Origin of the sequence: Candidatus Pantoea gossypiicola (assembly GCF_008632075.1) — a bacterium.
Lineage (GTDB): Bacteria > Pseudomonadota > Gammaproteobacteria > Enterobacterales > Enterobacteriaceae > Pantoea > Pantoea gossypiicola.
Map to the genome: position 1 here is coordinate 255,099 of NZ_VWVM01000001.1, position 26,399 is coordinate 281,497.

Sequence of the window (26,399 nt, forward strand, 5' to 3'; positions counted from 1 at the left end):
AAAGCGCCTGTTTTCAGGCCCGGTTATCGCCGTTGCGGCTCATCCACAGGGAGAGCGCTTTCAGCGAATCGTCGGTGAACTCATCACAACGTGCAGTGATCTCATCGGGCGTCATCCAGATAATCTCATCGACTTCCGATTCCTGCATGGCGAATGGCCCGTGTGATACACAACTGAACAGTCCGCCCCAGACACGACAGTGCTGATCTTCGAAGTAGAATTTGCCATGTTCAGCAAACGGCACCGCGGCGATCCCTAACTCCTCTTCTGCTTCACGTCGCGCAGATTCCAGCATATCTTCACCGCTCTGCACCACGCCGCCCGCGGTTGCGTCCAGTTTGCCCGGCATAAAATCTTTTATCTCGGTGCGACGCTGTACCAGAATCTTGCCCATACCGTCATGAACCACAATATAGGTGGCGCGGTGACGCAGGCACTGAGCACGCATCTGCGCACGTGTCGCCTGAGCAACGACTTCATTCTCTTCGTTTACGATATCGACCCACTCGATGCCGTCACCCGCAGTTTGATCCACCATCAGTAACCCTTTCCTGTTTGGCGTACAGTTAAGTACGCAGTTTGCCACGTCGTTATTTTTATGTGGCGTAAGGTAATCACTTCCGACAGCCTGAGCAAGCTCTGGCTGTTACCGATTTTTACCACTTTCTGCTAACCACAGTTGTACCGAGGCTCGCTGCCACTGAAACTCAGCATAATGCCGCAGACGGGTGGGCAAAGGATCGCCATGTAATACCAGCCGGTTAAGCATGACTGCCAGATCGGTATCCGCGATGGACCACTCACCAAACAGGTTCTGTTGCCCCTCAGGCAGCAGACGATCGACAGCGGTAACCAGTTTATCCACCGCCTGCTGCGCTGACGCAGTCAGTGGCGCAAAACGTTCACCGGCAAACAGCACTTCTGTCGGACGCTCCTGACGGATCCACAGGAAGTCGCTGCGCAGCCAGGCCTGAATCTCTCTGGCACGGGCGCGCTTCTCACGGTCACGTGGATAGAGGCGTTCAAATTCGGGTGCCGGAAAACGCTCTTCGAGATATTCCGTAATCGCCGAGGATTCGCTTAACAGGAAGTCATCAATCTGCAGAGTCGGCACGCGGCAGGTCAGCGACAGCTCGCGGTATGCTGCGGCGTGTTGCTGATTCTGCGACAGATCGACACGTTTCAGCTGGAATGGGATCCCTTTTTCGGTAAGAGCAACATAGGCAGACATAGCGTAAGGACTGAAAAATGATGAATCTGACCACAGGGTGATGGACGGATACTTCATCGGTTACCTCAATTGGCTGTCAGGGTTGCATCATGTTTACCGATTTTTTTTTGCGAAGGCAACGCTGAGCTGCTCCGATCTCTCACGCCGGAATAACAAAGCGCGACGCGACGCACTTCAGAGTGGCTCCGCTCTTCTATGCTGAAAGGAGCACATAACAAAAACACAAAGGGAGCCGCAACATGCACATTCTTATTACCGGTGGCACGGGACTGATTGGTCGTCACCTGATCCCGCGCCTGCAACAGCTGGGGCATCAGATAAGCGTGGTGACCCGTGACGTGGTCAGCGCGCGTGAAAAACTGGGCGAGAACGTCGCACTCTGGTCAGGTCTGGCGCAACAGACAAACCTGAATAACATCGATGCGGTGATTAATCTGGCGGGCGAACCCATCGCCGACAAGCGCTGGACGGAGCCGCATAAACAGCAGCTATGCGAAAGCCGCTGGCAGATCACCGAGCAGATTGCCTCACTGATTAATGCCAGTGCAACGCCACCCGCCGTCCTGATTTCTGGTTCGGCAACCGGCTTCTATGGCAATACCGGCGATCTGGTGCTGACTGAAGAGGATGAGGGCCATGATGAGTTTACCCATCAGCTCTGCGCCCGCTGGGAGCAGCTGGCGCTCAGCGCCGCGAGTGAACGTACCCGCGTCTGCCTGATACGCACCGGCGTGGTGCTGGCTCGTGAAGGCGGCGCACTCAGTAAAATGAAACTGCCGTTTAAGTTTGGCGCGGGCGGGCCGATCGGCAGTGGCAAACAGTATATGCCATGGATCCATATTGATGACATGGTCAACGCGATTCTCTGGCTGCTGGATCATGAGGATCTGCACGGCCCGTTCAACATGGTGGCCCCTTACGCGGTGCGCAATGAGCAGTTTGCCGCCACGCTGGGGCGGGTGATGCATCGCCCGGCCTTTATGCGTACGCCCACCAGCGCCATTAAGCTGATGATGGGGGAGTCGTCGGTACTGGTGCTGGGAGGACAGCATGTGCTGCCAAAGCGGCTGGAAGCCTCTGGTTTCGGCTTCCGCTGGTACGATTTGCAGGAAGCCTTGCAGGATGTCGCAGGATAACCCTGCAGCGGCCCGGGGCCGCCGCAGGGGTAATTAGCTACGCTGTCCGGCGACCCGCGACTGCATCGCCTTCTCTTCCCGCGTGTGCCCCGGTTGTGGCACGCGGATAATGAAGGTCAATACGTCAGCGAATACATACAGCGCGGTGTAGGCCCATACCACTCCGACGATGTCGAAGAATGGCAGCATGACGGAGGCGATAGCCGGTGCCACAAAGTTACTGAGTCCCGCGGAGAGATTGTAAATCGAGACCGCTGCCCCTTTGTGATGCGGCTCCAGCGTCGGAAAGACGGCGGTCATCGGCACAAACGCGGCGACAAAGATCCCCAGCATGACCGCAGGAATTAATGCCACCCAGAAATTATGCCCCGCATACAGCGGCAGGTAATAGAAGGTCAGGCTGGAGATAGCCATTCCCAGGCAACCAAACCAGCGTACCTGACGGATCCAGCCCAGCTTCTCACCGGTGAGGCCCCAGAAGATATTCGTAAAGATGGTAACAAAGAAGAACACCGCCCAGATCTGTAGCCACTCAGAGAGGGTAAAGCCGAGACGGTCGACAAACAGCAGTGGCATGATAATGGCGAAACCAAACAGCGACAGCGTGTTGATGATGCGAATCAGGCAGGCATAAAAGACATGCTGATTGGTGAACAGGATGGTCACGGCACGCGACATCTCTGTCATCTTGTCGCGCATCGGCAGATTCACGCGGGAACGATCTACCGGCACGTTGCGCAGGCTGAACCAGGCAAGAATCCCACCACAGGCTACCCAGATGATGGCCAGCCACAGCGTTCCGGTCTCCCCCAGCATCGGAATGGTCAGACTGGGCAGATAGCTGCCCACCACGCCAATGCCGATTGAATACATCGCCCAGAACCAGCCGGTCGCCGCCGCCAGTTTCTCGCGCGGTAAGACCTGCACCAGCATCATCATGAAAGAGTAGATAAACAGCGGATAAGCCAGCCCGCGAATGCCGTAAAACAGCACCATGAGGGGATAGTTACGCAGTCCAAGCCCAAGTGACATAAACAGGGCATGCATGACGATCCACAGCACAAAGCCAATCATCATCGCGCGCTGCGGCGTGATCAGCTCGGCGACCACGCCCGATGCCCAGGCTGCCAGCGCGGCTGCCAGACCATAGAAGGTGAACACGACGGCAGACTGCGCGGGCGAAAAGCCCATGTCAGTGATATGGCGCGACAGAAACGCCATTTCAAAGCCATCACCCGCCATAAAGATGGCGATAGCGAGGAAGCCCCAGAACATCTTTTTCGGTAAGCCAAACCAGTATTCGTTCGATTGCATCACAATCACCTTCTGTTTGGTTAGTCGTCAGGCAGGCAGCAGGTTACGCACCTGTTGCTGCTGGATGTAGAGTTCCCGGAACAGACGCAGCCGCTGTTGCAGCACGGCTCCGCGAGCGTCGTCCGGTTGATAGCGCGCCTGGACTGGCGGCTTCAGACACACCTCATGCTCAGCACCGCCATCAGCCAGCCACGCCAGACGTGCCGCCCCCAGCGCGCCAGAGGCGCTGGCCGGGTGGGTAACAACCGGCAGTTGCAGCACATCGGCAATCAATTGCGCCCACAGCGTGCTGCGTGCTCCCCCACCAGTGAGGCTGTATTGCTGAATGGGGTGCCGGGCCTCGCCAAGCACCTCTGCCCCATCAGCCAGTCCGAATGCCACGCCTTCAATCACCGCATAGCCCAGCAGGGCGCGCGGCGTTTCATGGCGAGATTGAAGAAAGCGCCAGAGGCGTCAGGATCGTTGTGAGGGGTGCGCTCCCCGGAGAGATAGGGCAGAAAAATCGGGGCACTGCGCAGCTGTTCGTCACTGAGCTGAGCCATCTCCTCCATCAGCTGGCTTTCACTCACTGACAGCAGATTGCACAGCCAGCGCAGACAACTGGCGGCGCTGAGCATCACACTCATCTGATGCCAGCGGCCCGGTAGCGCATGGCAAAAGGCGTGCACCCCGGATTGCGGGTCCGCCTGCAAGCGGTCATTGACGACAAAAATCACCCCGGACGTCCCCAGTGAGATAAAAGCATCCCCGGCGTTCACCGCGCCTACCCCGACAGCCGACGCGGCATTGTCCCCGCCGCCGCCTGCAACCGTGACTGAGGTGGACAAGCCCCACTCGCTCGCCAGTGTCGGCTGCAGATGTCCACTTACAGCACTGCCTTCCACCAGCTCAGGCATGGCGGCACGCGTCAGTCCGGTGATGGCCAGCAGTTCATCCGACCAGTCACGCCGGGACACGTCGAGCCACAGCGTTCCGGCAGCATCCGAAGGCTCAGTGACAAAGCGCCCGGTCAGACGCCAGCGCAGGTAATCTTTCGGCAGCAACACCTTATCGATACGGCTGAAGATCTCTGGCTCATGTTCCGCAACCCAGCAGAGCTTCGGTGCAGTGAAGCCAGGCATAATCATATTGCCGCTGATCGCTATCATCCGGGGATGGTGCTTTGCCAGCCTTTCACACTGTGGTGCGCTGCGCGTGTCGTTCCACAGGAGACATGGACGCAGCACCCTGCCCCCGGCATCCAGCAGCACGGCCCCGTGCATCTGACCGGACAATCCTATCGCGCGAATCTCAGCCCAGGCCTGAGGAGACTGATGACGCAATTCCGCCAGAACCTCACAGCAGGCTTGCCACCAGCGTTCAGGATCCTGTTCTGCCCAGTGAGGATATGGACGCTGCACGCTGAGCGTGGCGTGCTGAGACGCCACAATCTCACCCTGCGTGTTCACGATCAGCGCTTTAAGCTCTGAGGTGCCGATATCAATACCGAGATACATGATTACACCGCCGCCAGTTCAGGCTGCTTCAGCCACTGCTGCAGACTCGCCACCTGGCGCGTCACCAGCTCAAGAAACGCCTTATCGGACGCCAGTTCCGCAAACAGCGCACGATCGCTCAGGAACGCACGGAGCGGATCGGCGCTGGCAAACTGTTTATGCAGCGTTTCGGCCTGGAGCGCACCATCCTGATAGGGATAGGGTAAGTCGTCACTGGCCCAGCGCTGCATAAACAGGAAGAAGAGTGCCGGAATCACCGCCGTTGCGGCCGGCTGCACGCCGCGCTGATAACATGCCTGCAGGGTTGGCGTCACCATGCCGGGAATTTTGGACAAGCCATCGGCACCGACGCGCTGATTGGTGTCCTGAATATAGGGATTACTGAAGCGGGCCAGCACCACATCGCGATAATCCGCCAGATCGAGCGGGCTGGGTGAAAGTGAGGGAATGACATCCTGGGTCACGTAGTCGTGCGCCAGTTGATAAATGGCCGGATGACGGGTGCTCTCATCGATATAGTTCAGCCCAATCAGCGTGCCCGCCCAGGCAATCGCAGCATGGGTCGCATTGAGGATGCGAATTTTCGCCTCTTCCCACGGCAGCACCGATTCCACCAGCTCGACGCCCACCTTTTCCAGTGCCGGGCGTCCGGCAATGAAATCATCCTCAATGACCCACTGAATAAAAGATTCGGCCATCACTGCCGCACCATCCTCTCTGCCGGTCGCCGCCTGCACGCGTTCGGCCACCTGCGGGGTGGGTCGCGGTGTTATGCGATCAACCATGGTATTCGGTGAGCGGGTCTGTGCACGCACCCAGTCGGCCAGCGCGGTATCGCCTTTGGCCGTCAGAAACGCCAGGAAGGCGTCACGAAAACGCTCGCCATTGTGACGCAAATTGTCGCAGTTCAGCAGCGTGACCGGTGCCCCGCCCTCGGCAACTCGCTGTGTCAGAATGCGGCTGAGTGCGCCGTAGAGGGTGCGGATATCGCCACCCAGATCGGCCTTCACGTCCGCCTGAGTGAGATCCAGCGTAAACGCGGGCGTCAGGTAGTAGCCTGCTTCAGTCACGGTGAAGCTAATCACACGCGTTTCCGCACGCGCGCCCTGCTCAATCAGCGCGCTGATGTCGCTATCCCAGGGCAAAATTTTGCGCAGCGACGTGATGGTCTCATAGTCGCGCTCACCTTCGGGCGTCACGGTTTCCAGCACATATTCGCCCTGCTGCCGCGCGAGCTGATCAAGCAGCGGCGCGGCGTCCTGACGGATATTGCCCAGCGCGATGCCCCAGCTTTCGTCTCCCTGCTTACGCAGCTGATGCAGATACCACGCCTGATGTGCCCGATGAAAAGATCCTGCGCCGATATGCATCCACACGGATTGATTGGTCATAATCGCCTCGATTAAACATTTGCCACGATAAGGGGCATTTGCCCGGTAGCCGTTAGCATAGTGTTCATCACGCGGATCCTTCTGCGAGCCCTGTCACAAATAATACTTTTGCTCTTTTATTGGGCTATTGCCCGGTTAGCGCTTTTTGCCCGGCTCGCGTTAAGATGTCTCTCTGAATTCGACGGAACAGCGTGATGAGCAGAGAAGAGAAAAAGCAGGAGCTGGCCGCGCGTGCCGCGTGGATGTATTACGTTGCGGGCGTGACACAGCAGGAGATTGCGCAGGCACTGGGATTATCGCGCCAGGTGGCGCAGCGTCTGGTATCCAGTGCTCGTGAAATGGGCATGGTGAACGTAAAAATCGATCATCCCGTCACGCACTGTCTGCAGCTGGCGCGTGAGGTCCAGGAGAAGTTTGGTCTGGATCTCTGTCGCGTCGTGCCCTCGGCCAGTCTGAACGAGGATGCCATTCAGCAAATGCTGGCCGTCGAAGGGGCGGCGGTGATGGCACAGTTCATCAGTGAGGAAGCGCCACAGGTCTTTGGTATTGGTTCCGGTAAAACCTTACGCTCTATTATCGACGCGTTACCCTGGGTGGATCGCCCGCAGCATCATTGCGTTTCGATGATTGGTGCCATCGCGCGGGATGATTCCGGGACACGCTATGATGTCCCGCTGAAGATGGCCGAAAAGATGCAGGGCAAATATTTCTTTATCCCGGCCCCTCTCTACGCCGACACGCCTGAGGATAAAGCGATGTGGGTGCAGCATAAGGTCTACCAGCGCGTCACCGAACGCGCCTTACGGGCAGACGTAGCCTTTGTCGGGATTGGCGAAGTGATGCCAGGCTGTCCGCTGAACGCTGAGGGATTTATTACCGATGCGCAGGTTGAGGCGCTGAACGCGCGTGGCGTCGCAGGTGAGATGCTCGGTCACTTTTTCAATCAGCAGGGTGAACGTGTGTGGGGGGAAACGGATGAACTCCTGACCAGCGTGCATCTGGAAAGTCAGACACAGCGCAAAATCATTGGCTTTGCCGGTAGCGAACGCAAGTATTCGGCGATCCGGGCCGCCTTACAGGGCGGCTGGGTATCGGGTCTGGTGACCGATGAGGACACGGCGCTGAAGTTACTGCAGACGTGACGCAGCGGGCAGGCAGCGTACCGGCGCAGGGCACGTAACGCCGGTGCCCTGCTTCCGGCACCTGTCCGCCCCGCTATCCGTTACTTCAGCGATCCCTTGAGGAACTGCTGTAAACGCGGGCTTTTCGGGCTGCCGAACAGCTCCGCAGGCGGTCCCTGCTCTTCGATTTTGCCCTGATGCAGGAAAATGACGTGATTTGAGACGTGACGGGCGAACTCCATCTCATGGGTCACTACAACCATAGTTTTGCCTTCTTCCGCCAGCTTTTGCATGATGCGCAGCACTTCACCGACCAGCTCCGGATCGAGCGCTGAGGTCGGCTCATCAAACAGTAACACTTCCGGCTCCATGGCCAGCGCACGCGCAATCGACACACGCTGCTGCTGACCACCCGAGAGATGAACCGGATACTTCGCCTGTGCCCGTGCGTCAATACCCACTTTATCGAGATAGCGGATCGCCCGTTCACGCGCTTCCGTCTTGCTCAGTCCCAGCACCTGAATCGGCGCTTCCATCACGTTTTCCAGCACCGTCATGTGGCTCCAGAGATTGAAGTGCTGGAACACCATGGTCAGACTGGTGCGCAACGCGCGCAACTGCTCTTTGTCAGCGACTTTCAACTGACCATCTTTGTCACGGACCAGCGTAATGTGTTGATTATTGACTACGATAGTGCCTTCACTCGGTTTTTCGAGGAAGTTAATGCAGCGTAAAAAGGTACTTTTCCCTGAACCGGACGATCCAATAATACTGATCACATCGCCCGCTTTAGCAGTTAACGAGACCCCTTTCAGCACTTCATGTTCACCGTAACGTTTATGCAATTCGGTGACGCTTAATTTATTGTCAGCCATAGTTCTACTCAATGCGATGAAGAGGGTTTCACGTGGGCCAGCCAGCGGCGCTCCGCCAGGCGGAACAGGCTGATCAACACGTAAGAGATAATCAGGTATAACACCGCCGCCAGGCCGAAGGCGGTGAACGGCTGATAGGTCGCGGAGTTAATATCCCGCGCGATTTTCAGCAGATCCGGCACCGTCGCGGTGAAGGCCAGCGCCGTGGAGTGCAACATCAGAATCACTTCGTTGCTGTAGGCTGGCAGCGCCGTACGCAGCGCCGACGGCAGAATGATGCAGCGATAGAGTTTAAAGGTGGAGAAACCGTAAGCCCGCGCAGCCTCAATCTCACCGTGTGGTACTGAGCGAATAGCCCCGGCAAAGATCTCCGTGGTGTAAGCGCAGGTATTCAGGGTAAACGCGAGCAACGTACAGTTCAGGCCGCTGCGGAAAAAGGCGTTCAGCAGTTCTGTGCCTTTAACAATTTCCAGCGTGTACATGCCGGAGTAGAAGACCAGCAACTGTACATAGAGCGGCGTGCCGCGAAATACGTAGGTAAAGAGCCAGACCGGAAAGCTGATAAACCGGTTTGGCGAAACGCGGGCTATCGCCAGCAGAATGGCCAGACAACCGCCAATGGTGACTGAGAGAATCAACAGCCACAGGGTGATAGCAACACCGGTAAAACGATAACCGTCTGTCCAGAGCAGCGATTTCCAGTATTCCTGAATAATCTCAATCATAACTCGCCCTCTTCACACCGACCGTATAGCGGCGGTTCAGCCACCACAGCACGCCATTCGACAACGTGGTGAACACCAGATAGATCGCACCCGCGACAATGGCGAAGTAGAACGGCTGCCAGGTACTTTTTCCGGCCAGCTGCGTCGCCTTCACCACATCTTCCAGTCCCAGCAGCGAGACCAGCGCGGTAGCTTTCAGGATCACCTGCCAGTTATTGCCGATGCCCGGCAGCGCGTAGCGCATCATGGCCGGAAACAGAATGCGGCGGAATACCTGCGCACCGGTAAAGCCAAACGCAGTAGCCGCTTCAATCTGCCCTTTTGGCACCGCCATAAAGGCACCCCGGAACGTTTCGGTGAAATAGGCACCATAAATAAAGCCGAGCGTGATGATACCAGCAACCATCGGGTCGATATCAAACTGCGCCATGCCCAGTGCGTCGGTGACCTGGTTGAGGACAATCTGCAGACCGTAGAAAATCAGCAGCATGAGTACAAGGTCGGGCACGCCACGGATCAGCGTGGTGTAGCCTTCAAAAATCAATGCCAGTGGCCGGCTGCGAGACAGTTTCGCGCCTGCGCCAATCAGGCCCAGCAGCACTGCCAGCACGACGGAGGTGAGCGCCAGCTCAAGCGTCACCAGCGTGCCCCGAAGAATTACATCAGAATAGCCATACAGCATCGAGAGGGTCCTGTCGTGGGGTGAAAACAAAACGCTGCCCGCCAGATATCGACGGGCAGTTTAGCTTTATCACTCTGGCGTCTCTGCCATCCGCCCGCCAGGGCGCAGCGGTATTAAGCCGTCCGTTCCGGCGGGCTTCAGCATACAGAGGATAAAGCGACAGGATGGTTAGTCGCCGTACACATTGAAATCGAAGTATTTCTTCGCAATCTTGTCGTAGGTGCCATCTTTGCGCATATCAGCAAAGGCTTTGTCGATGGCGGCTTTCAGTTCGCTGTCATCTTTACGCAGTCCCATCCCGGTTCCGACGCCAAAGATCTTGTCATCTTTCACGGCCGGACCGGCGAAGGCGTAGTTTTTACCCACCGGCTGCTTCAGAAAACCTTCGCTTGCCTGCACTTCATCCTGGAAGGCCGCATCAATACGACCGGCGTTCAGATCCTGATAGACGAGATCCTGGTTAGCATAAGGCGTAACATTCACCCCTTTTGGCCGCCAGTTCTGATTGGCGTAGGTTTCCTGGGTGGTGCCCTGCAACAGACCGATGTTTTTGCCTTTCAGCGACTCAATGGTCGGCTCAATTTTCGATCCCTTCGGTGCCACTAAGCGCGCGTTCGCCGCATAGAGTTTTTCCGAGAAGGCGATCTCTTCCTGACGTTTTGCTGTGATGGAAAGTGAGGAGATGATGGCATCAATTTTCTTCGCTTTCAGCGAGGGGATCAGCGCATCAAAGTCGCTTTCAACATAGGTACATTGGGTATGAATACGTTTACAGATTTCGTTAGCGAGGTCGATATCGAAGCCCACTAACTTGCCTTGCGCGTCTTTCGACTCAAACGGTGGGTAAGTTGGATCTGTGCCGATACGGATTGGACCCGGAACCGCCGCGAAGACGCTGGCAGCACTGGTTAAGCCCAGCATCAGGGAAAGAGCCAGAACACGCTTTTTCATAGATTACCCTCAAGTGAAGTGCTTTTTGTTATGTGGTTCGTGATATGTTTGCGCAAAGTAATTTGCATGTTTCATGCCAGTTCTGCAAGTTATCCACGCCGTTAACGTGATGACAGACAGGCGAAAACGCTGTGTTTGTGAGGGGAATATAGCAGTGAAGTAAAAGAGAAAAAGCGACGTTGTTAACTTTTGGTGCGTCAAATGCACGAAGAGTGATCCGAGGCGCGCTTATGCACTAAATAAGTGCGCCTGCGGAACTTTATGCACCCTGCCAGCGCATAAAGAGATCTTCCGGTAACTCGATATCAAACTGATCGATTACCCGGTTAACAGTCTGGTCGATGAGCTGATCGATGGTTTCAGGCCGATGATAAAACGCTGGCACGGGCGGCATGATAATGGCACCCAGTTCAGCCGCGGTAGTCATCATCCGCAGGTGGCCGACATGCAGCGGGGTTTCGCGTACGCACAACACCAGCTTACGCTGCTCTTTTAACACCACATCAGCCGCACGGGTCAGCAACGAATCACTGTAGCTGTGCACGATGCCTGAAAGCGTTTTCATCGAGCACGGCAGAATCGCCATGCCCAACGTTTTAAACGAGCCCGACGAGATATTTGCTGCAATATCGCGCACGTCATGCACCACATCGGCCAGCGCCTGCACGTCACGCAGCGAATAGTCGCTCTCCAGCCCCAGCGTCTGACGTGCCGCCTGACTCATGACCAGATGCGTTTCTACCTCTTCCACCTGCTGCAATACCTGCAGCATGCGCACGCCATAGATCACCCCGCTTGCGCCGGAGATGCCAATGATGAGTCGTTTCATATTCCAACCTTATGTCAGCTAATGCGCCATCATACGCGGCCAGCGGGTTTCTGAAAACAAACAGGGCGGGATTGCTCCCGCCCTGTTTTATGCTGCCCGACTATAGATGGATGTCAGCCTTCGTTGTGCAGCTCAAGGTTTTCAACTTCGTTCTGGCGCTGAAGCGCTTTGGCATCATCATTACGCAACGACTCCAGATACTCCAGATACTGCTGGTCGACATCTTTCGTCACGTAAACGCCGTTGAACACCGAGCACTCAAATTGAGCAATGTCCGGATTCTCTTCACGCACCGCTTCGATCAGATCGTCGAGATCCTGGAAAATCAGTGCATCGGCTTTAATCAGCTGGCGAATCTCTTCAACTTCACGACCGTGCGCAATGAGTTCCGTGGCGCTCGGCATATCGATGCCGTAGACGTTCGGGAAACGAATTTCCGGTGCCGCTGAGGCCAGGTAAACCCGTTTCGCGCCCGCTTCACGCGCCATCTCAATGATCTGCTCGGAAGTGGTGCCACGCACGATGGAGTCATCCACCAGCAGCACGTTTTTATCACGGAATTCCGCGCGGTTCGCGTTGAGCTTGCGGCGTACTGCGCTGCGACGTAACTGCTGGCCCGGCATGATAAAGGTGCGGCCGACGTAGCGGTTCTTCACGAAGCCCTGGCGATAGGGTTTATCGAGAATACGCGCAATCTCCAGCGCGATATCGGTTGAAGTTTCCGGGATTGGAATCACGACATCGATATCGAGATCTTCCCACTCGCGGGCAATTTTCTCGCCCAGCTTGGTGCCCATGCGGACACGGGCGCTGTAGACCGAAATCTTGTCGAGGAACGAGTCGGGACGTGCAAAATAGACATACTCGAACAGGCACGGATTGCTTTTCGGGTTTTCAGCACACTGACGGGTCGACAGCTGGCCCTCTTCAGTGACATAAACCGCTTCACCCGGCGCCACGTCACGGATGAACTCAAAGCCCAGCGTATCAAGCGCCACGCTCTCTGAGGCAACCATATATTCGGTACGGCCGTCAGCGATAACGCGCTTGCCGAGGACCAGCGGACGAATACCGTTAGGATCGCGGAAGGCGACCATGCCGTGTCCGATAATCATCGCCACCACGGCGTAAGCGCCGCGCACCTGCTGATGCAGGGCCGCAACCGCAGAAAAAATGTTGTCAGCTGCCAGCGGATCGTTCTGGAAGCGATCCAGTTCCTGCGCAAAGATGTTCAGCAGGATTTCAGAATCTGACGTGGTGTTAACGTGACGGCGACCCTTTTCGAACAGGTGCTTACGCAGCACATGGGCGTTGGTCAGATTACCGTTGTGCGCCAGGGTGATGCCATACGGGGAGTTTACATAGAATGGCTGCGCTTCAGAGGCACTCGAGCTGCCCGCGGTCGGGTAACGCGCGTGACCGATTCCCATATTGCCCTGCAGTCGCTGCATGTGGCGTGCTTCGAAAACGTCGCTGACCAGGCCGTTTGCCTTTCGCAGGCGAAAACATTTCAGCGCATCGATAGTACAAATGCCTGCGGCATCCTGCCCGCGGTGCTGGAGCACCGTTAACGCGTCATAGATCGACTGGTTGACCGGCATGAAACCGGTGATACCGACAATACCGCACATGTTGTCATTTCCTCATTTAGCCGCACACCCGGTCACATCACCGGGGTAAAAAACTCGACGTGCTTTTCAGGTAATCAAAGAACCACCTGATGATATAACTGAACTCGGGAATGAGTTGAGACTGTTGCCAGTCCGGACTTTTGGAAAAGCCAGTGAATGTATCAAGGAAGAACAGCAAAGCGGCTACGATCAGCACACCACGCAACGCCCCGAAACAGACGCCCAATACCCGGTCGGTTCCCGACAGGCCGGTTTTTTCCACCAGCGTGCCGATAACGTAGTTCACAATGGCACCCACAATCAGCGTCGCCACAAACAGCACACCGATGGCAATACCGTTACGAACCAGTTCGTCGTCAAAACCTGTAAACCAGACTGCAAGGTAGGCGTAGTAATGACTGGCGACAAAAAACGCGCATCCCCAGGTAACAAGAGATAAGGCTTCCCGGACAAACCCACGAACCAGGCTGACCAGAGCCGAAAAACCAACTACCGCAATAATGACGTAATCAATCCAGATCATGAACTCTTCCAGCGCCAGTGCAATTGCACCCCTGCATCCAGTTCGGGGCGCATTCTAACAGAAAAAGAAAACGTTTGCGTAGCGGTTTTCTTTTTCTGCATCCATAAATGCGGCGATGAAAAAAAACGCAATCGCCAGGGTGATTATCAACCAGACAGGCCGTTGAAAATCGTCACTATTCTTCGTGGCAGCGCGCGTTAAGCGCGCTGCCTGCCCGGTAAAAGACGCAGCCTGTTACTGCTATCGGCAGCGCCAATCGCCGGTTTAACGGGCGCTGTACGGTTTTACAACACCGCCCAGTCCTGAGATGTTTTTCAGTTCACCAACTGCGCCTTGCATTTTAGTTTTCGAGGCATCAGGGCCAACGTAGATACGGGTAATCTGACCCTGAACCGGCGTTGACGGCACGGTAAAGGCGCGATAGCCCGACAGCCGCAACTGCGCGACAATCTCATTCACTTTGCTGGCGTTCTTCAGCGCACCTAACTGCACCACATAAGCCTGTCCCGCCGGAGCCGTGGTCTCTGCCGCTTTTGGCGCTTCCTGCTTCGGCTGCTCAACCGCTTTGGGTTGCTCAACCAGCTTTGGTTTAGGCTGCTCCACGGCTTTTGGCTTCTGCTGTTCAACCAGCTTCTGCTTTGGCTGCTCGATGACTTTAGGTTTACGCGGCTCTTCGGCTTTCGGCTTCGTCACCGTCTGTGCAGGCACAGACTGATGAACCGGCGGCTGCGAGACAACAACAGGATCGCTCTCCTCATCCGGCTGCGTCCGTCCCTGCTCCGCCGTGGCGTTGGTTTTACCGTTGCCACTGCTGCTGTTGACGGCACTGCCTGCGCCTTCCGGCGGCTGAGCAGGAAGCGACTGAGTTACCGGCGGCACCATTTCGCTGTCCTGCTGATCGTCAGGTTTCGGCACCAGCGGGATGGCAGCGAACTCCTCTTTGTAATGCTTTTTCTGACCATCCAGCAGCCCTGGCAGCACAATCACGCCAACAGCAACCAGAATAACGGTGCCGACTAAACGGTTCTGAAACTTACTTGCCACGTCCTTTCTCCGTTTCAATCGATTCCATGACCTGTGCCACAGTATGGAAGGAACCACACACCAGCACAGTGTCCTGCGGCGCAGCCCGCTCGCGCGCCTGCTGCCAGGCGAGTTCAACCGAACCAAAGGCCTCGCCCTGCGGCAGCGCGTCCAGCAGCTGCTCTGCACTGGCACCGCGCGGACCGTCAAGCGGTGCACAGTACCAGGCATCAACCATTGGAGCCAATGCCGCGAGCGTTCCGGCGATATCTTTATCATGCAGCATGCCCACGACGGCATGCACTTTGCCGCGTTTCGGCAGCGCCGACAGCCGCGACGCCAGATAGCCTGCCGCGTGCGGATTATGAGCGACATCCAGAATCACGCGCGGTGATTCACTTATTGTCTGAAACCGCCCTGGCAGCATCGCCAGCGGCAGGCTGGCGCGAATCTGCGTCTCACTGACCGCAAGCCCTGAGACCCGCAGCGCTATCAATGCAGTCGCCGCGTTAGGCAGCGGTACCTGAGGCAACGGCAGATCGTTCAGCTCGCCCTGCGCATCACGCAGCGACCAGCTTTCGGCCTGCGCATGCCAGGACCAGTCGCGGTTGCGCTGTAACAGTTGAGCGCCTTTTTCCTGCGCGACCACAGCGATGCTGTGTGGCATATCGGGTTCACCGACTACCGCCGGTTTCCCCGCGCGAAAGACGCCCGCTTTCTCACGTCCGATGTTTTCGCGATCCGGTCCCAGCCAGTCGGTGTGATCCAGCGCGATGCTGGTGACTACGGCGACATCGGCATCCACGATGTTGGTGGCATCCAGTCGTCCGCCGAGGCCGACCTCGAGGATCACGACATCCAGTTGCGCCTGGCGGAATAGATTCAGCGCGGAGAGCGTACCGAATTCAAAGTAGGTCAGCGAAATATCAGCCCGTCCGGCTTCAATCTCCGCAAAGCTGGCACAGTGCTGCGCTTCACCAAGCTCCTCGCCCTGAATCCGGACGCGTTCGGTATAGCGCACCAGATGCGGCGAGCTGTAGACGCCTACGCGATAGCCCGCAGCGATCAGCAGCGTTTCCAGGGTGCGGCAGGTGGTGCCTTTACCATTGGTACCGGCTACGGTAAAGACAAACGGAGCGGGTTTCAGCAGGTCGAGACGAAGTGCTACCTGACGAATACGGTCCAGGCCCAGTTCAATGGCCTGCGTATGCAGATGCTCAAGATAATAAAGCCACGTGGCCAAAGGCGACGTGGCTTGAGGAAGGTGAAGATTGTCCATATGTCCCGTTTTGCTAATTTATACCTGGCAGACTGGTGCTGCGGTATACGGTGCATTGGTAAGAGGCGCGAAAGTCGCGCCTCTCTATCTCCTGTCAGGCCTCGTTGCTTTCCGATTCAGTCGTCGCGGGAGCGGACGGTTCACCGTCATGCAGCGGTGCCGGCAGGTTCATCATTTTGGCCAGCAGGCTTGCCAGTTTGTAGCGCATTTCCGGGCGGCGGATGATCATATCAATCGCGCCCTTCTCAATCAGAAACTCACTGCGCTGGAAGCCCGGCGGCAGTTTTTCACGCACGGTCTGCTCGATGACGCGTGGGCCGGCAAAGCCAATCAGCGCTTTAGGCTCCGCAACGTTGAGGTCACCCAGCATGGCGAAACTGGCAGAAACACCACCCATAGTCGGGTCAGTCAGCACAGAAATATACGGAAGACCACGCTCCTGCATTTTTGCCAGTGCCGCACTGGTTTTCGCCATCTGCATCAGCGACTGCAGCGCTTCCTGCATACGGGCACCGCCACTGGCGGAGAAGCAGATCAGCGGACAGTTATCTTCCAGTGCCTGCTCAACTGCCCGTACAAAGCGTGCACCGACTACAGAGCCCATTGAACCGCCCATAAAGGCAAATTCAAACGCTGCCGCAACAACGGGCATACTGTGCAACTGACCTTTCATTACGATCAGCGCATCTTTCTCGCCGGTATCTTTCTGTGCTGCTACCAGACGATCTTTGTACTTCTTGGAATCGCGAAACTTCAGCAGATCTTTGGGTTCAAGCTCACTGCCAAGCTCAACCATCGTGCCCTGATCGAGGAAACTGCCGAGGCGCTCACGCGCGTGCATACGCATGTGGTGGTCGCACTTCGGGCAAACCTCCAGATTACGCTCCAGCTCGGCGCGGTAGAGAACCTGGCCACAGCTGTCGCACTTGGTCCACACCCCTTCCGGGATGCTGGCTTTGCGCGTTGGCGTCGTGGTGCTTTTATTAAGAATGCGTTCAATCCAGCTCATTGATGACCTTTCTGTTTAAAACTGACCTGGTCCAGTCGTCTTGATACTGCTGAAAACCGCTTCAGCAGACGGTAAATGTCGCTCATTAAACCACAACCTGTTCAGACTGTGGATAAAAATCTGGTCTTACCCCTGAGCGAAGTCTTACGGCAGCTTCTGCTGCTTCGCCTGACGGCGATGACGCCAGACTTCAATCACACCCGGCAGAATCGAGACCAGGATAATGCCCACAATCAGCAGCTTCAGGTTTTCCTGCACCACGGGCAGATCGCCAAACAGGTAGCCGGCATAGGAGAACAGCAGCACCCATAACAGCGCACCCGTTACGTTGAACAGCGCAAAGTGGCGATAGGACATATGGCCCATACCGGCAACAAACGGCGCAAACGTGCGGACAATCGGCACAAAGCGCGCCAGGATAATGGTTTTTCCGCCGTGACGGGCATAAAACGCGTGGGTTTTATCCAGATGGCTGCGACGGAAAATCTTCGAGTTCGGGTTACTGAACAGCCGCTCGCCAAACAGGCGGCCAATGGTGTAGTTCACCGCATCGCCCAGCACCGCGGCCACCACTAACAACGCCACCATCACATGCACATTGAGATCGTTACCCGGCAGTGCAGCCAGTGCACCCGCCACAAACAGCAGCGAATCGCCTGGCAGGAAAGGCGTCACAACCAGCCCGGTTTCGCAGAACAGAATCAGGAACAAAATAGCGTAAATCCAGATACCGTACTGTGCAACCAGCTCGGCCAGATGCACATCGATGTGCAGAATAAAATCGACCAGAAAATGGAGAAACTCCATAGCACGCCCTTTTAAGTCCTGAAAGTGAATTAATCCGCGAGGAACAACGGTCCCATCGACGGCTGTGGTAACGCAAAGTGGGATGGGTAATCCACCGCCACCAGATACAACCCTTCTGCCCGGGCTGTGGCTGCGGCTAATGTCCGATCCTTCGCCGCCAGCAGCGTTGCCATCCATGACTCCGGCTTATTGCCGCAGCCTATCTCCATCAGGCTGCCCACGATATTGCGCACCATGTGATGCACAAACGCGTTGGCTTTAATATCCACAATCACGTAGGGCCCCTGACGCGTCACGTTGAGGTGAATCACGTTGCGCCAGGGAGTACGTGACTGGCACTGCACCGCGCGGAATGAGGTGAAATCATTCTCGCCTAACAAACATTGCCCGGCTCGCTGCATCTTCTCCGCATCCAGTGGATGGTAAAAGTGCGTCACGCCCTGCGCCAGCACCGCCGGACGCAGGCGCTGATTGTAGATCAGGTAGCGATAGCGTCGGGCCGTGGCGCTGAAGCGGGCATGAAATTCATCCGGCACCGCTTTCACCCAACGCACCGCAATATCTGCCGGCAGATTGGCGTTGACGCCCAGCGTCCAGGCACCATCAGGCCGCTGCGACGTGGTTTCGAAATGGACCACCTGCCCTGTGCCGTGCACGCCCGCATCGGTGCGGCCAGCACAAAAAATGCTGACCGGATGATCGGCGACTTTCGACAGCGCGCGCTCTACCTTCTCCTGCACGCTGCGGACTTCATTCTGGCGCTGCCAGCCGTAGTAACGGCTGCCGTCATACTCGATACCGAGCGCCAGTTTTTGCGTCTGACCATCGGACATGCTTACAGATACTCCTGAACCAGTTTCTCAGCGGTTTTCACCGCCATCAGCGCGCCGCCAAAACGAATGTTGTCCGCCACTGACCAGAACTGCAGCAACTCCGGAATACCATAGTCGTTGCGCACAGCACCGATGCTCAGTTCGCCGTTGCCAGAAGCATCCGTCACTGGCGTTGGCACATCATCTTCTTCGCTCAGACGAATATCTGACGCCATCGCCAGCTCGGCACGCGCTTCTTCCGCAGAGAGCGGGCGCAGGTTTTCGATATGCACAATCTGCGCGTTACCGTAGAACACCGGAGCCTGTACGCTGCTGACCGCAATGGGCAAGCCTTCGTCCTGCAGGACTTTGCGCACCTGATCAATCAGGCGACGTTCACTCTCCACGCTGCCTTCTGCGTCGGCCTGTTGTGGCATCAGGTTAAACGCCAGCTGACGACCAAAGTGATGTTCATCAGCTGGGATACCATTCAGCAGGCGGGCACTTTCACCCGCCAGCGCATCGACTGCCACTTTGCCGTAGCTGGAAACCGAGATCAGATTGGTCACCTGTAAACGGCTCAGCCCGGCCGCATCTACCAGCGGTTTAATCGCCGTCAGCAGCTGGCTCACCAGGTTGTCCGCCACGCTGATGATGTTGCGATTGCGATAATCTGCCAGCACCTGCGGGTTGACATCTGGCACCACCAGCGGCACATCGGGTTCCAGCGCAAACAGCTCACTGCTGTCGATCACCAGACAACCCGCATTGGCCGCTTCGTCGGCAAAACGTGCCGAGGCGTCACGACCCGCCACGAAAAAGGCCAGCTGTGCCTGTGACCAGTCGAACGTCTCTGCATTGTCGACCCGCACCGAGCGGCCCTCGAAACGTTTAACTTCACCCGCGCTGTTTTCGCTGGCCAGCAAATATAATTCACCAACCGGGAACTGGCGTTCCGCCAGCAGTTCCAGTACAGCGTTCCCTACTGCGCCTGTTGCGCCCAGTAGCGCAATATTCCAGCCGTCAGACATGTTGGTTTACTCCAGACAATGACATAAAAACAGAAGGCGGTGATATTCACCGCCCAGGGATTCAGATTTATTCCCATCGTCTTTCACGTTGCAGCGTTGCTGGCAGCGTTCACTCACCCGAATCACTTATCGGAGTAAGCTCATCGGGATTCGTTCTCCTGCCGCCTTAATGCAACCCGAAATCCATTGGGTCTATCTCCCCTGAACTGGCCGTCATACAGGCACGCCAGCATTGCGCACCTTCCGTCAACTGTTCAGTACAGTACGGAAAAGCGCGCCAGGGCGCTGGCCTGCAGCGCCCGTTACTTCGGGGAGTAGATTGCGTTAAAGCCCAGCTGATTCAGCATCTCAGCCGTTGAGGCGTCATCACAGTTTACCTGCAGCGAAGACCACTCGCGGCGCTCCAGATACTGCTTGCGCAGACGATCAAACTCGCCGGGTTTCGCCGCCACTTTACGTAGCGGGGCATCATCGCGGCGCACATCATACACCAGATGCGCCAGGCGTTTCAGTGTTGGCTGATCCAGCGGGCCATTCAGGGTCATTTCACTGAATTCCGGCTCCGGCAGTAATGAGCTGAGCGGCACCTGCTGCGGCTGACCGATAAAGTTGCACCAGGCTTCAAAGACCTGGGTGGTGCCGCGTGCTTTGCCTTCCAGCGTGTAGCCCGCGATGTGCGGCGTGGCGACGTCGACCTTATCCAGCAGCGCCAGCGAGAGATCCGGCTCCGGCTCCCAGACGTCCAGCACTACGCTGAGATCATGGCGCATTTTCAGCACCTCCAGCAGCGCGCCGTTGTCCACGACCGGGCCGCGACAGGCGTTGATCAGGATGGTGTTGGGCTTCAGCGCCATCAGCAGCGCGGCATCCGCCAGATGCCAGCTTTTGTAAGGGCCGTCTTTAAACAGCGGTGTGTGGAAGGTCAGAATATCCGCCTGCTCTGTCACCGCCTCCAGTGACAGGAAATCGCCTACGTCACCGCGATCGGCGCGTGGTGGATCGCACAGCAGGGTTGTGATGCCCCAGGCTTCCAGCCGCTTCTGCAGCCGCCCGCCAACGTTACCGACGCCCACAATGCCGACTGTGCGGTCACGCAGCTCAAAACCATCGCGCTCCGCCAGCAGCAGCAGCGCAGAGAAAACATATTCCACCACCGCAATAGCGTTACAGCCGGGAGCGGCAGAGAACGCAATGCCCGCCTGCTGCAGCCAGTTCTCGTCGATATGATCGGTGCCCGCCGTCGCGGTGCCGACAAACTTCACCGGTTTTCCAGCCAGCAGCGATTCATTCACCTGGGTGACAGAGCGCACCATCAGGCCATCGGCATCGGCCAGCTCAGCCACCGGCAGCGGACGCCCCGGCACCGCGACCACGTCGCCGGTACGACTGAATAACTCACGGGCATAAGGCATATTTTCATCGACCAGAATTTTCACTACGGCTTTCCTGTCTGTTACATGTGAGGCAATTATTCTGGCACAAAGCGACGCGTTAGCCTAACCGCGCACGGTAGCGATCGGGCGTGGTGCCTGCCTGTTGCTGGAACATCACAATCAGCGCCGAGGCGGAACTGTATCCCAGCTCATGGGCGATGCTCTGCACACTTTCTCCCTGCTCGAGCAGTACGATGGCGCGCAGAAACCGCAGGCGCTGTCGCCACTCACCAAACGTCATATGCAGATGCTGCTGGCAGCGCCGCGCCAGCGTCCGTTCAGTCGTAAAGACCCGCGCTGCCCAGCCCGCCAGTGTCGTGTTATCGCCCGGATGCGCTTCCAGCGCATGTAACACCGGTGCCAGAAACTTATCGTCCGAAGTCGGCAGATAACTCTCCTGCACCTGCGCCAGCTTCAGACGATCGCGCAGCACCTCGCACAGTCGCCACTGGGCATCCGTTGCGGGTTGCTCGATTTGCTGCTCAGCGAAATCGTCCATGATGGCGTGTGCAATGGGATCCACCAGCATCAGACAGGCGCGCCGGGGTAAGTCGGCGCAGAGCGGTGCCGCCAGATTAAAGGTGCGGAACTGCGCCTGACGATGGTTATAGCTGCTGTGAAGCTGACCCGGCGGGATCCAGACCGGAATATCGGCCGGTGTCAGCAGGCGTTCACCCTCTACCTGCATCTCCAGGACGTGGCTCTTCACCATGATCAGCTGGCCCCAGACATGAGAATGTGGCAGATATTCGGTGCGGGCATTGGCCTGTTCATAGCGCATAAAGTAGCGTAGCTGCGGTGCATTGACCGGCGGCTGGTAGGTCACTTTCAGGCTCATTCTGTCCGCTCACTCGCTCATTTTGTCCGATATTAACTATCTGGATAAATCCGGACAAGCGTACACTGCGCCTCATTAATGGCGTGTGATGATATATGGAGAGTCAGCATGTTTTTCCTGTACCCGCTCTTCGCGGTGATGATCTGGTCGATCAACTCAATTGTCAGCAAACTGTCGGCCAGTGCGATCGATCCGGCAGCGATCTCATTCTATCGCTGGTTGCTGGCGCTACTGGTGCTGACCCCCTTTGTGCTGCCTGGCGTGTGGCGCACGCGTCAGATCATCAAACCGCATCTCTGGCGGCTGGCGATTCTTGGGCTGCTCGGCATGGTGCTCTACCAGAGCCTCGCCTATTACGCGGCGCACAGTGTCAGCGCCCTCTTTATGGGGATCATCGGCGCGCTGATCCCACTGCTTACCGTACTGCTGAGCGTGGTTATCCTGCGGATTGCGCCAACGCTCGGTATCCTGCTCGGCAGTATCATCTCTTTTTGCGGGCTGGTGTGGCTGGTTAGTGAAGGTGACGTGATGCAACTGCTGAATCACGGCATGGGCAACGGTGAACTGATGATGCTGGCTGCTTCCACCGCCTATGCGCTGTATGGCGTCCTGACGAAACGCTGGGCGCTGCCACTGCCAATCTGGCAGAGTCTCTATGTGCAGATCGTATTCGGCGTACTGCTGTTGCTGCCCGGCTTTTTACTGGCACCTGACGTATCGCTTAACTGGCATAACCTCCAACTGGTGGCGTTCGCCGGACTGTTCGCCTCCCTCATCGCGCCCTTTTTATGGATTCACGGCGTGCAGCACCTCGGTGCCAGCACCACCAGCATCTTTATGAATCTGACGCCGCTGTTTACCGCATTGATCGCCGTGCTGTTTCTGCATGAGCAGCTGCACAGTTACCACTGGATAGGCGGTGGTCTGACGCTGGGCGGTGTCATACTGGCGCAGCGGCTGCGCACACCTTTAACCCGGCATAAACCGGTAACTCAGCCACCATCCTGAACCGCACCCGCTGCGGATTAAGGTGCAGGGCTGCGGTGAGTAAAGATGCAACTGAAGGCAGTGATAAACCAGGTCGGCTGGGGTTCACAACTGAAGCGTAAATCTCGCACCGAAACGCGAGTCCCCCGTGGGATTTCCCGGGGGCTTTTGCTATCATGGCCTATTCGTTTTCCGGCGCACCCCACGCTGTTCTGTTTTCCCAAGGAATCCGCCATGCAACCTCTCAGCGGCCCCGGTGCGCCGGTCGATCGTTCATCTGTCAATCCGCAAACCGGCGTAACCCGTCACGGTTCTGTGGCGGGCGAACAGCCTCTCTCCCCTGCCCAGCGAACGACGTTAGAACGCCTGATCGTGCGTATCTTATCGCTCAGCAATCTTAAAGCGCCTGAACTCTGGGCGGGCGTCCGTCATGAAGTAGGTGTAAAGAGTGAAGCCGAGTTACAGTCGCGTCATTTTCCGGCTGCGGAACAGTATCTGAATAGTCGCCTGACGCAGGCGCAGAACGGACATGGCACCCGCCAGCTGATGACTCAGCTCACCGAGCTACTGCCGAAAGGTAATAACCGTCAGGCCGTCAGTGATTTTATCCGTCAGCAGTTTGGTCAGACCGTCCTGAGCGCGCTGAGTCAGGATCAGCTGCGCCAGGTGCTGACGATGCTGCAGAACGGGCAGATGACGATTCCCCAGCCGCAGCAGATCCGCGTCAGCGATCGCACGCTGCTGCCTGCCGAGCACCATACTCTGAATCAGCAGGTGGTGCGCCTGGCCGCCGCCACCGGCGAATCCACCGGTAAGCTGTGGTCGGCGGCGCTGAAGCTGGTGAATCTGACCAGCGGCGATCCGATCCCCTCGCGCCACTTCCCGCTGCTGACACAGTATCTGCAGGTGCGCCAGACGCTGAGTCAGCACAGCGCGCCAACGCTGCAACTGCTGGAGGCGTCCCTGAAGCAGCCGCTCGATCAGCAGGAACGGCAGCAGCTGGAGGATTACAGCCAGCAGCGTTTTCAGACGACGCCGCAGATGGTTCTGACCACGGCACAGACGCAGGATTTGCTGAACTTCCTGTTCAGCCGTCGCGCTGACCGGGCTGAAAAACTTCTCGAGCAGCCGCTGGCTGCCAGTGAGATTAAACCTCAGCCGATCTGGTCACCGTTTGTTGCATCGCTGCCGCCCGCGATACAGCCGCTGGCGCAGCGTCCCCTGCTGGGATTTTTTGTCGCACTGGTGGTCATCACCCTTTTACTCTGGCTGGTACTTTGAGTCAGCAGCCGCAGGATGCCAGGGGCGCGGCGGCAGGCCATTCGCCCGCTGAATCACCCCAGATCAGCGGATGACCGTCACGTTTCCAGAAATCCAATCCGCCAATTAACTCCTTCACCTGAAATCCCAGCGATGCCAGTTTCCAGGCCGCTTTCGTCGACCCGTTACAACCAATGCCGTCACAATAGGTGACATAGACTTTGCTGCGGTCAAGCCGCGCCGTCGTGGTGGCATCCATCCCGCGATGTGGAAAGTTAATTGCGCCGCAGATATGACCGGCGCGATAAGCTTCAGGGGCGCGGGCATCGATCACTACAATTTCTGGCGTCTGACGGGCCAGATCTTCCGCCAGATCCCAGGCGTCGGTGTAATAGGCGAGTTTTGTCTGCAGATAATCGAGGCTTTGCTGCGGCGTAGCGGCCGGAAACTGTAAAACCAATGACATAGCGATTCTCCTGTTGTGGTGAAGTCGCAGTTTACGGCAAAGTGGACTGCTTACTGATACCCATTATCCCGCAGGGTTAAGACCCATATGCCTTCACCGTTATTACAACTTTTCCAGCATCAGGCCAGTGGCGGCGTGCGTGAGCGGCTCTGCTCTACCCTGCGGATGGCGATCAACCGGCATCATTTGCACGCTGGTCAGAAGTTACCCTCCAGCCGGCAGCTGGCGCAGGATCTGCAGGTGTCTCGTGTGACGGTGGAAGCCGCCTACGGACAGCTGGAAAGTGAAGGTTACCTGCGACGTGAAACCGGTCGCGGCACCTTTGTCGCGATAATCATCCCTGCCAGTCCCCTGTCAGCACCGATACGGCCTCAGTCTGCCCGTTTTTCGGCGCGAGGTCAGCAGGTGCTGGCAACCGGAGGCTGTCAGGATCCCCCGTTTCCTCACGCCTTTGCCGCCGGTTCCCCGGAGTTACGCGCTTTTCCCCATGACAGCTGGCGACGCCTGAGCAGCAGCGTGCAGCGTTCGCTGGGCAGCGCCGCCATGGGATATGGCGATCCCTGCGGCTACCTGCCGTTACGCAGCGCACTCGCTGATTATCTGGCGCTCTCACGAGGCGTAGCGTGCCAGCCGGAGCAGGTGATCATTCTGACCAGTTCACAACAGGCGCTGCAGTTACTGGCGATGATGTTCGTCGATCCCGGTGATGCGGTATGGATGGAGGAGCCTGGCTATCCTGGCGCACGCAACGCCTTCATGGCCGCAGGCGCACAGGTGCGCGGCATTGAGGTTGACGCTGAAGGTGCTATCCCCGCCAGCGGCAGTGCGAAGCTGATGTATCTGACGCCCTCGCATCATTATCCAACCGGCGTCACGCTCAGCCTGCCGCGGCGTCTGGCGTGGCTCGGCTGGGCGCAGCGCAACCAGGGCTGGTTAATCGAAGATGACTACGACAGTGAATTTCATTACGACGAACGGCCTGTTCCTGCGCTGCAGGGGCTGGATCGCCATCAGCGGGTGATCACGCTGGGCACCTTCTCGAAGTCGCTGTTTCCCTCTCTGCGTCTGGCATGGATGGTGGTGCCGCCTGCGCTGATTACGCCCATCGGTCAGGCACGCAGCGTGCTTGATGGGCACAGCGCCCTGCTGCCACAGGCTGTCACGGCCGCCTTCCTGCAACAGGGACATTTCGCCAGCCATCTGCGGCTGATGCGTCAGCTCTATCGCAGCCGTCGCGATCGGTTGCTTGAGCAGATTGAGCAGCGGCTCTCGCCCTGGATGACACCGATTGCCAGCGGCGGTGGGTTACAGATCACAGTGAAAATCAACAAAGATGAGGCGCGCTTAACCGCGCTGGCGGCACAACAGGGTTTGCTGCTGCCACGTCTCAGCCCGCTCTATGCCGGACCTGAGTCTCAGCAAGGCTGGCTGTTGGGCTTTGCTGCGCTGACGCCTGACGAGATTGTGGCAGGATGCGATAAGTTGTTAAGGCTACTGCAGCGGGAGGATTAAACGAGGTCACGCAGAGGGGCTGAAAAACAAAAAGGGC

Annotated in this window: 25 protein-coding genes and 1 pseudogene; 5 read left to right on the forward strand and 21 right to left on the reverse strand. The window is 57.3% G+C overall.

What is annotated here, in order from left to right:
- Window positions 1-13: 13 nt before the first annotated feature.
- Window positions 14-538: an NUDIX hydrolase YfcD gene (gene yfcD / locus F3I20_RS01010; protein WP_003854255.1), complete on the reverse strand. Its 525-nt coding sequence runs from the start codon at window positions 536-538 to the stop codon at window positions 14-16.
- A 108-nt stretch (window positions 539-646) separates the two neighbouring features.
- Window positions 647-1,288 (reverse strand): glutathione transferase, encoded by a 642-nt coding sequence (gene yfcF / locus F3I20_RS01015; RefSeq protein WP_150010556.1) that lies wholly within the window; start codon window positions 1,286-1,288, stop codon window positions 647-649.
- Between the two features lie 182 nt (window positions 1,289-1,470).
- On the opposite strand from yfcF, the gene F3I20_RS01020 reads away from it, so the two are divergent.
- The gene (locus F3I20_RS01020; RefSeq protein ID WP_150036975.1) at window positions 1,471-2,367 is read left to right on the forward strand and encodes a TIGR01777 family oxidoreductase; all 897 of its coding nucleotides are present in this window, start codon (window positions 1,471-1,473) and stop codon (window positions 2,365-2,367) included.
- A 33-nt stretch (window positions 2,368-2,400) separates the two neighbouring features.
- On the opposite strand, the gene F3I20_RS01025 is transcribed toward F3I20_RS01020, so the two are convergent.
- From F3I20_RS01025 to dalD, 3 genes and pseudogenes are all read right to left on the reverse strand, one after another.
- Window positions 2,401-3,681 (reverse strand): MFS transporter, encoded by a 1,281-nt coding sequence (locus F3I20_RS01025; RefSeq protein ID WP_150036974.1) that lies wholly within the window; start codon window positions 3,679-3,681, stop codon window positions 2,401-2,403.
- Between the two features lie 27 nt (window positions 3,682-3,708).
- Window positions 3,709-5,177, reverse strand: a pseudogene (gene xylB, locus F3I20_RS01030) (xylulokinase).
- Window positions 5,178-5,179: 2 nt separating this feature from the next.
- A complete protein-coding gene (dalD, locus tag F3I20_RS01035) occupies window positions 5,180-6,568 on the reverse strand; it encodes a D-arabinitol 4-dehydrogenase (RefSeq protein WP_150036973.1) in 1,389 nt (462 codons plus the stop codon).
- A gap of 194 nt (window positions 6,569-6,762) precedes the next feature.
- Between dalD and F3I20_RS01040 the strand changes: the two genes are divergently transcribed.
- Window positions 6,763-7,710, forward strand: a complete 948-nt coding sequence (locus F3I20_RS01040) for a sugar-binding transcriptional regulator (RefSeq protein ID WP_150036972.1) — start codon at window positions 6,763-6,765, stop codon at window positions 7,708-7,710.
- A gap of 80 nt (window positions 7,711-7,790) precedes the next feature.
- Here F3I20_RS01040 and hisP read toward each other — a convergent pair whose 3' ends face one another.
- The 15 genes from hisP to F3I20_RS01115 form a co-directional block, all read right to left on the reverse strand.
- Window positions 7,791-8,564, reverse strand: coding sequence for a histidine ABC transporter ATP-binding protein HisP (hisP, locus tag F3I20_RS01045; RefSeq protein WP_150010568.1), 774 nt, complete (start codon window positions 8,562-8,564; stop codon window positions 7,791-7,793).
- Between the two features lie 8 nt (window positions 8,565-8,572).
- Window positions 8,573-9,289, reverse strand: coding sequence for an ABC transporter permease (locus tag F3I20_RS01050; RefSeq protein ID WP_033733383.1), 717 nt, complete (start codon window positions 9,287-9,289; stop codon window positions 8,573-8,575).
- Entirely contained in the window at window positions 9,282-9,971 is a 690-nt protein-coding gene (locus F3I20_RS01055; RefSeq protein WP_150036971.1) for a histidine ABC transporter permease HisQ, read from the reverse strand. The genes F3I20_RS01050 and F3I20_RS01055 overlap by 8 nt, the downstream gene beginning before the upstream one ends.
- Window positions 9,972-10,139: 168 nt before the next feature.
- Entirely contained in the window at window positions 10,140-10,922 is a 783-nt protein-coding gene (argT, locus tag F3I20_RS01060; RefSeq protein WP_150036970.1) for a lysine/arginine/ornithine ABC transporter substrate-binding protein ArgT, read from the reverse strand.
- Between the two features lie 259 nt (window positions 10,923-11,181).
- Window positions 11,182-11,751 carry a UbiX family flavin prenyltransferase gene (locus F3I20_RS01065; protein WP_013358589.1) on the reverse strand — a complete coding sequence of 190 codons (570 nt, stop codon included), beginning with the start codon at window positions 11,749-11,751 and terminating at the stop codon, window positions 11,182-11,184.
- Between the two features lie 113 nt (window positions 11,752-11,864).
- Window positions 11,865-13,382, reverse strand: coding sequence for an amidophosphoribosyltransferase (gene purF, locus F3I20_RS01070; RefSeq protein ID WP_150036969.1), 1,518 nt, complete (start codon window positions 13,380-13,382; stop codon window positions 11,865-11,867).
- Window positions 13,383-13,419: 37 nt separating this feature from the next.
- Complete coding sequence (gene cvpA, locus F3I20_RS01075) at window positions 13,420-13,905, reverse strand: colicin V production protein (protein WP_003854265.1); 486 nt, start codon at window positions 13,903-13,905, stop codon at window positions 13,420-13,422.
- A gap of 264 nt (window positions 13,906-14,169) precedes the next feature.
- Window positions 14,170-14,949: a cell division protein DedD gene (dedD, locus tag F3I20_RS01080; RefSeq protein WP_150010576.1), complete on the reverse strand. Its 780-nt coding sequence runs from the start codon at window positions 14,947-14,949 to the stop codon at window positions 14,170-14,172.
- On the reverse strand, window positions 14,939-16,207 hold the full coding sequence (folC, locus tag F3I20_RS01085; protein WP_150036968.1) for a bifunctional tetrahydrofolate synthase/dihydrofolate synthase: 1,269 nt from the start codon (window positions 16,205-16,207) through the stop codon (window positions 14,939-14,941). The genes dedD and folC overlap by 11 nt, the downstream gene beginning before the upstream one ends.
- Window positions 16,208-16,301: 94 nt before the next feature.
- Entirely contained in the window at window positions 16,302-17,216 is a 915-nt protein-coding gene (accD, locus tag F3I20_RS01090; protein ID WP_150010580.1) for an acetyl-CoA carboxylase, carboxyltransferase subunit beta, read from the reverse strand.
- A 144-nt stretch (window positions 17,217-17,360) separates the two neighbouring features.
- Window positions 17,361-18,023 (reverse strand): DedA family protein, encoded by a 663-nt coding sequence (locus F3I20_RS01095; protein ID WP_033783739.1) that lies wholly within the window; start codon window positions 18,021-18,023, stop codon window positions 17,361-17,363.
- Window positions 18,024-18,052: 29 nt separating this feature from the next.
- Window positions 18,053-18,856 (reverse strand): tRNA pseudouridine(38-40) synthase TruA, encoded by an 804-nt coding sequence (gene truA / locus F3I20_RS01100; protein ID WP_061063016.1) that lies wholly within the window; start codon window positions 18,854-18,856, stop codon window positions 18,053-18,055.
- A gap of 2 nt (window positions 18,857-18,858) precedes the next feature.
- On the reverse strand, window positions 18,859-19,866 hold the full coding sequence (locus tag F3I20_RS01105) for an aspartate-semialdehyde dehydrogenase (protein WP_150010582.1): 1,008 nt from the start codon (window positions 19,864-19,866) through the stop codon (window positions 18,859-18,861).
- Between the two features lie 302 nt (window positions 19,867-20,168).
- On the reverse strand, window positions 20,169-21,302 hold the full coding sequence (gene pdxB, locus F3I20_RS01110) for a 4-phosphoerythronate dehydrogenase PdxB (protein WP_150036967.1): 1,134 nt from the start codon (window positions 21,300-21,302) through the stop codon (window positions 20,169-20,171).
- Between the two features lie 55 nt (window positions 21,303-21,357).
- The gene (locus F3I20_RS01115) at window positions 21,358-22,137 is read right to left on the reverse strand and encodes an AraC family transcriptional regulator (protein ID WP_150010586.1); all 780 of its coding nucleotides are present in this window, start codon (window positions 22,135-22,137) and stop codon (window positions 21,358-21,360) included.
- A gap of 108 nt (window positions 22,138-22,245) precedes the next feature.
- On the opposite strand from F3I20_RS01115, the gene F3I20_RS01120 reads away from it, so the two are divergent.
- Together F3I20_RS01120 and flk are read left to right on the forward strand one after the other, a co-directional pair.
- Window positions 22,246-23,145, forward strand: a complete 900-nt coding sequence (locus F3I20_RS01120) for a DMT family transporter (RefSeq protein WP_150036966.1) — start codon at window positions 22,246-22,248, stop codon at window positions 23,143-23,145.
- Window positions 23,146-23,358: 213 nt separating this feature from the next.
- Window positions 23,359-24,405, forward strand: coding sequence for a flagella biosynthesis regulator Flk (gene flk / locus F3I20_RS01125; protein ID WP_150036965.1), 1,047 nt, complete (start codon window positions 23,359-23,361; stop codon window positions 24,403-24,405).
- 1 nt (window position 24,406) lies between these two features.
- Here the strand turns inward: flk and F3I20_RS01130 are convergent, their stop codons facing one another.
- Window positions 24,407-24,850: a rhodanese-like domain-containing protein gene (locus F3I20_RS01130; protein ID WP_150010592.1), complete on the reverse strand. Its 444-nt coding sequence runs from the start codon at window positions 24,848-24,850 to the stop codon at window positions 24,407-24,409.
- Between the two features lie 87 nt (window positions 24,851-24,937).
- On the opposite strand from F3I20_RS01130, the gene pdxR reads away from it, so the two are divergent.
- Complete coding sequence (pdxR, locus tag F3I20_RS01135; protein ID WP_150036964.1) at window positions 24,938-26,362, forward strand: MocR-like pyridoxine biosynthesis transcription factor PdxR; 1,425 nt, start codon at window positions 24,938-24,940, stop codon at window positions 26,360-26,362.
- Window positions 26,363-26,399: the final 37 nt, after the last annotated feature.

Coding starts and splice junctions, on each gene's coding strand:
- F3I20_RS01050 (WP_033733383.1), bottom strand. CDS start 9,289: ATGATTGAGATTATTCAGGAATACTGGAAATCGCTGCTCTGGACAGAC.
- truA (WP_061063016.1), bottom strand. CDS start 18,856: ATGTCCGATGGTCAGACGCAAAAACTGGCGCTCGGTATCGAGTATGAC.
- yfcD (WP_003854255.1), bottom strand. CDS start 538: ATGGTGGATCAAACTGCGGGTGACGGCATCGAGTGGGTCGATATCGTA.
- F3I20_RS01055 (WP_150036971.1), bottom strand. CDS start 9,971: ATGCTGTATGGCTATTCTGATGTAATTCTTCGGGGCACGCTGGTGACG.
- hisP (WP_150010568.1), bottom strand. CDS start 8,564: ATGGCTGACAATAAATTAAGCGTCACCGAATTGCATAAACGTTACGGT.
- flk (WP_150036965.1), top strand. CDS start 23,359: ATGCAACCTCTCAGCGGCCCCGGTGCGCCGGTCGATCGTTCATCTGTC.
- F3I20_RS01130 (WP_150010592.1), bottom strand. CDS start 24,850: ATGTCATTGGTTTTACAGTTTCCGGCCGCTACGCCGCAGCAAAGCCTC.
- F3I20_RS01120 (WP_150036966.1), top strand. CDS start 22,246: ATGTTTTTCCTGTACCCGCTCTTCGCGGTGATGATCTGGTCGATCAAC.
- dalD (WP_150036973.1), bottom strand. CDS start 6,568: ATGACCAATCAATCCGTGTGGATGCATATCGGCGCAGGATCTTTTCAT.
- F3I20_RS01040 (WP_150036972.1), top strand. CDS start 6,763: ATGAGCAGAGAAGAGAAAAAGCAGGAGCTGGCCGCGCGTGCCGCGTGG.
- F3I20_RS01095 (WP_033783739.1), bottom strand. CDS start 18,023: ATGGAGTTTCTCCATTTTCTGGTCGATTTTATTCTGCACATCGATGTG.
- purF (WP_150036969.1), bottom strand. CDS start 13,382: ATGTGCGGTATTGTCGGTATCACCGGTTTCATGCCGGTCAACCAGTCG.
- F3I20_RS01020 (WP_150036975.1), top strand. CDS start 1,471: ATGCACATTCTTATTACCGGTGGCACGGGACTGATTGGTCGTCACCTG.
- argT (WP_150036970.1), bottom strand. CDS start 10,922: ATGAAAAAGCGTGTTCTGGCTCTTTCCCTGATGCTGGGCTTAACCAGT.
- pdxR (WP_150036964.1), top strand. CDS start 24,938: ATGCCTTCACCGTTATTACAACTTTTCCAGCATCAGGCCAGTGGCGGC.
- cvpA (WP_003854265.1), bottom strand. CDS start 13,905: ATGATCTGGATTGATTACGTCATTATTGCGGTAGTTGGTTTTTCGGCT.
- folC (WP_150036968.1), bottom strand. CDS start 16,207: ATGGACAATCTTCACCTTCCTCAAGCCACGTCGCCTTTGGCCACGTGG.
- F3I20_RS01115 (WP_150010586.1), bottom strand. CDS start 22,137: ATGAGCCTGAAAGTGACCTACCAGCCGCCGGTCAATGCACCGCAGCTA.
- F3I20_RS01105 (WP_150010582.1), bottom strand. CDS start 19,866: ATGTCTGACGGCTGGAATATTGCGCTACTGGGCGCAACAGGCGCAGTA.
- accD (WP_150010580.1), bottom strand. CDS start 17,216: ATGAGCTGGATTGAACGCATTCTTAATAAAAGCACCACGACGCCAACG.
- F3I20_RS01065 (WP_013358589.1), bottom strand. CDS start 11,751: ATGAAACGACTCATCATTGGCATCTCCGGCGCAAGCGGGGTGATCTAT.
- yfcF (WP_150010556.1), bottom strand. CDS start 1,288: ATGAAGTATCCGTCCATCACCCTGTGGTCAGATTCATCATTTTTCAGT.
- F3I20_RS01025 (WP_150036974.1), bottom strand. CDS start 3,681: ATGCAATCGAACGAATACTGGTTTGGCTTACCGAAAAAGATGTTCTGG.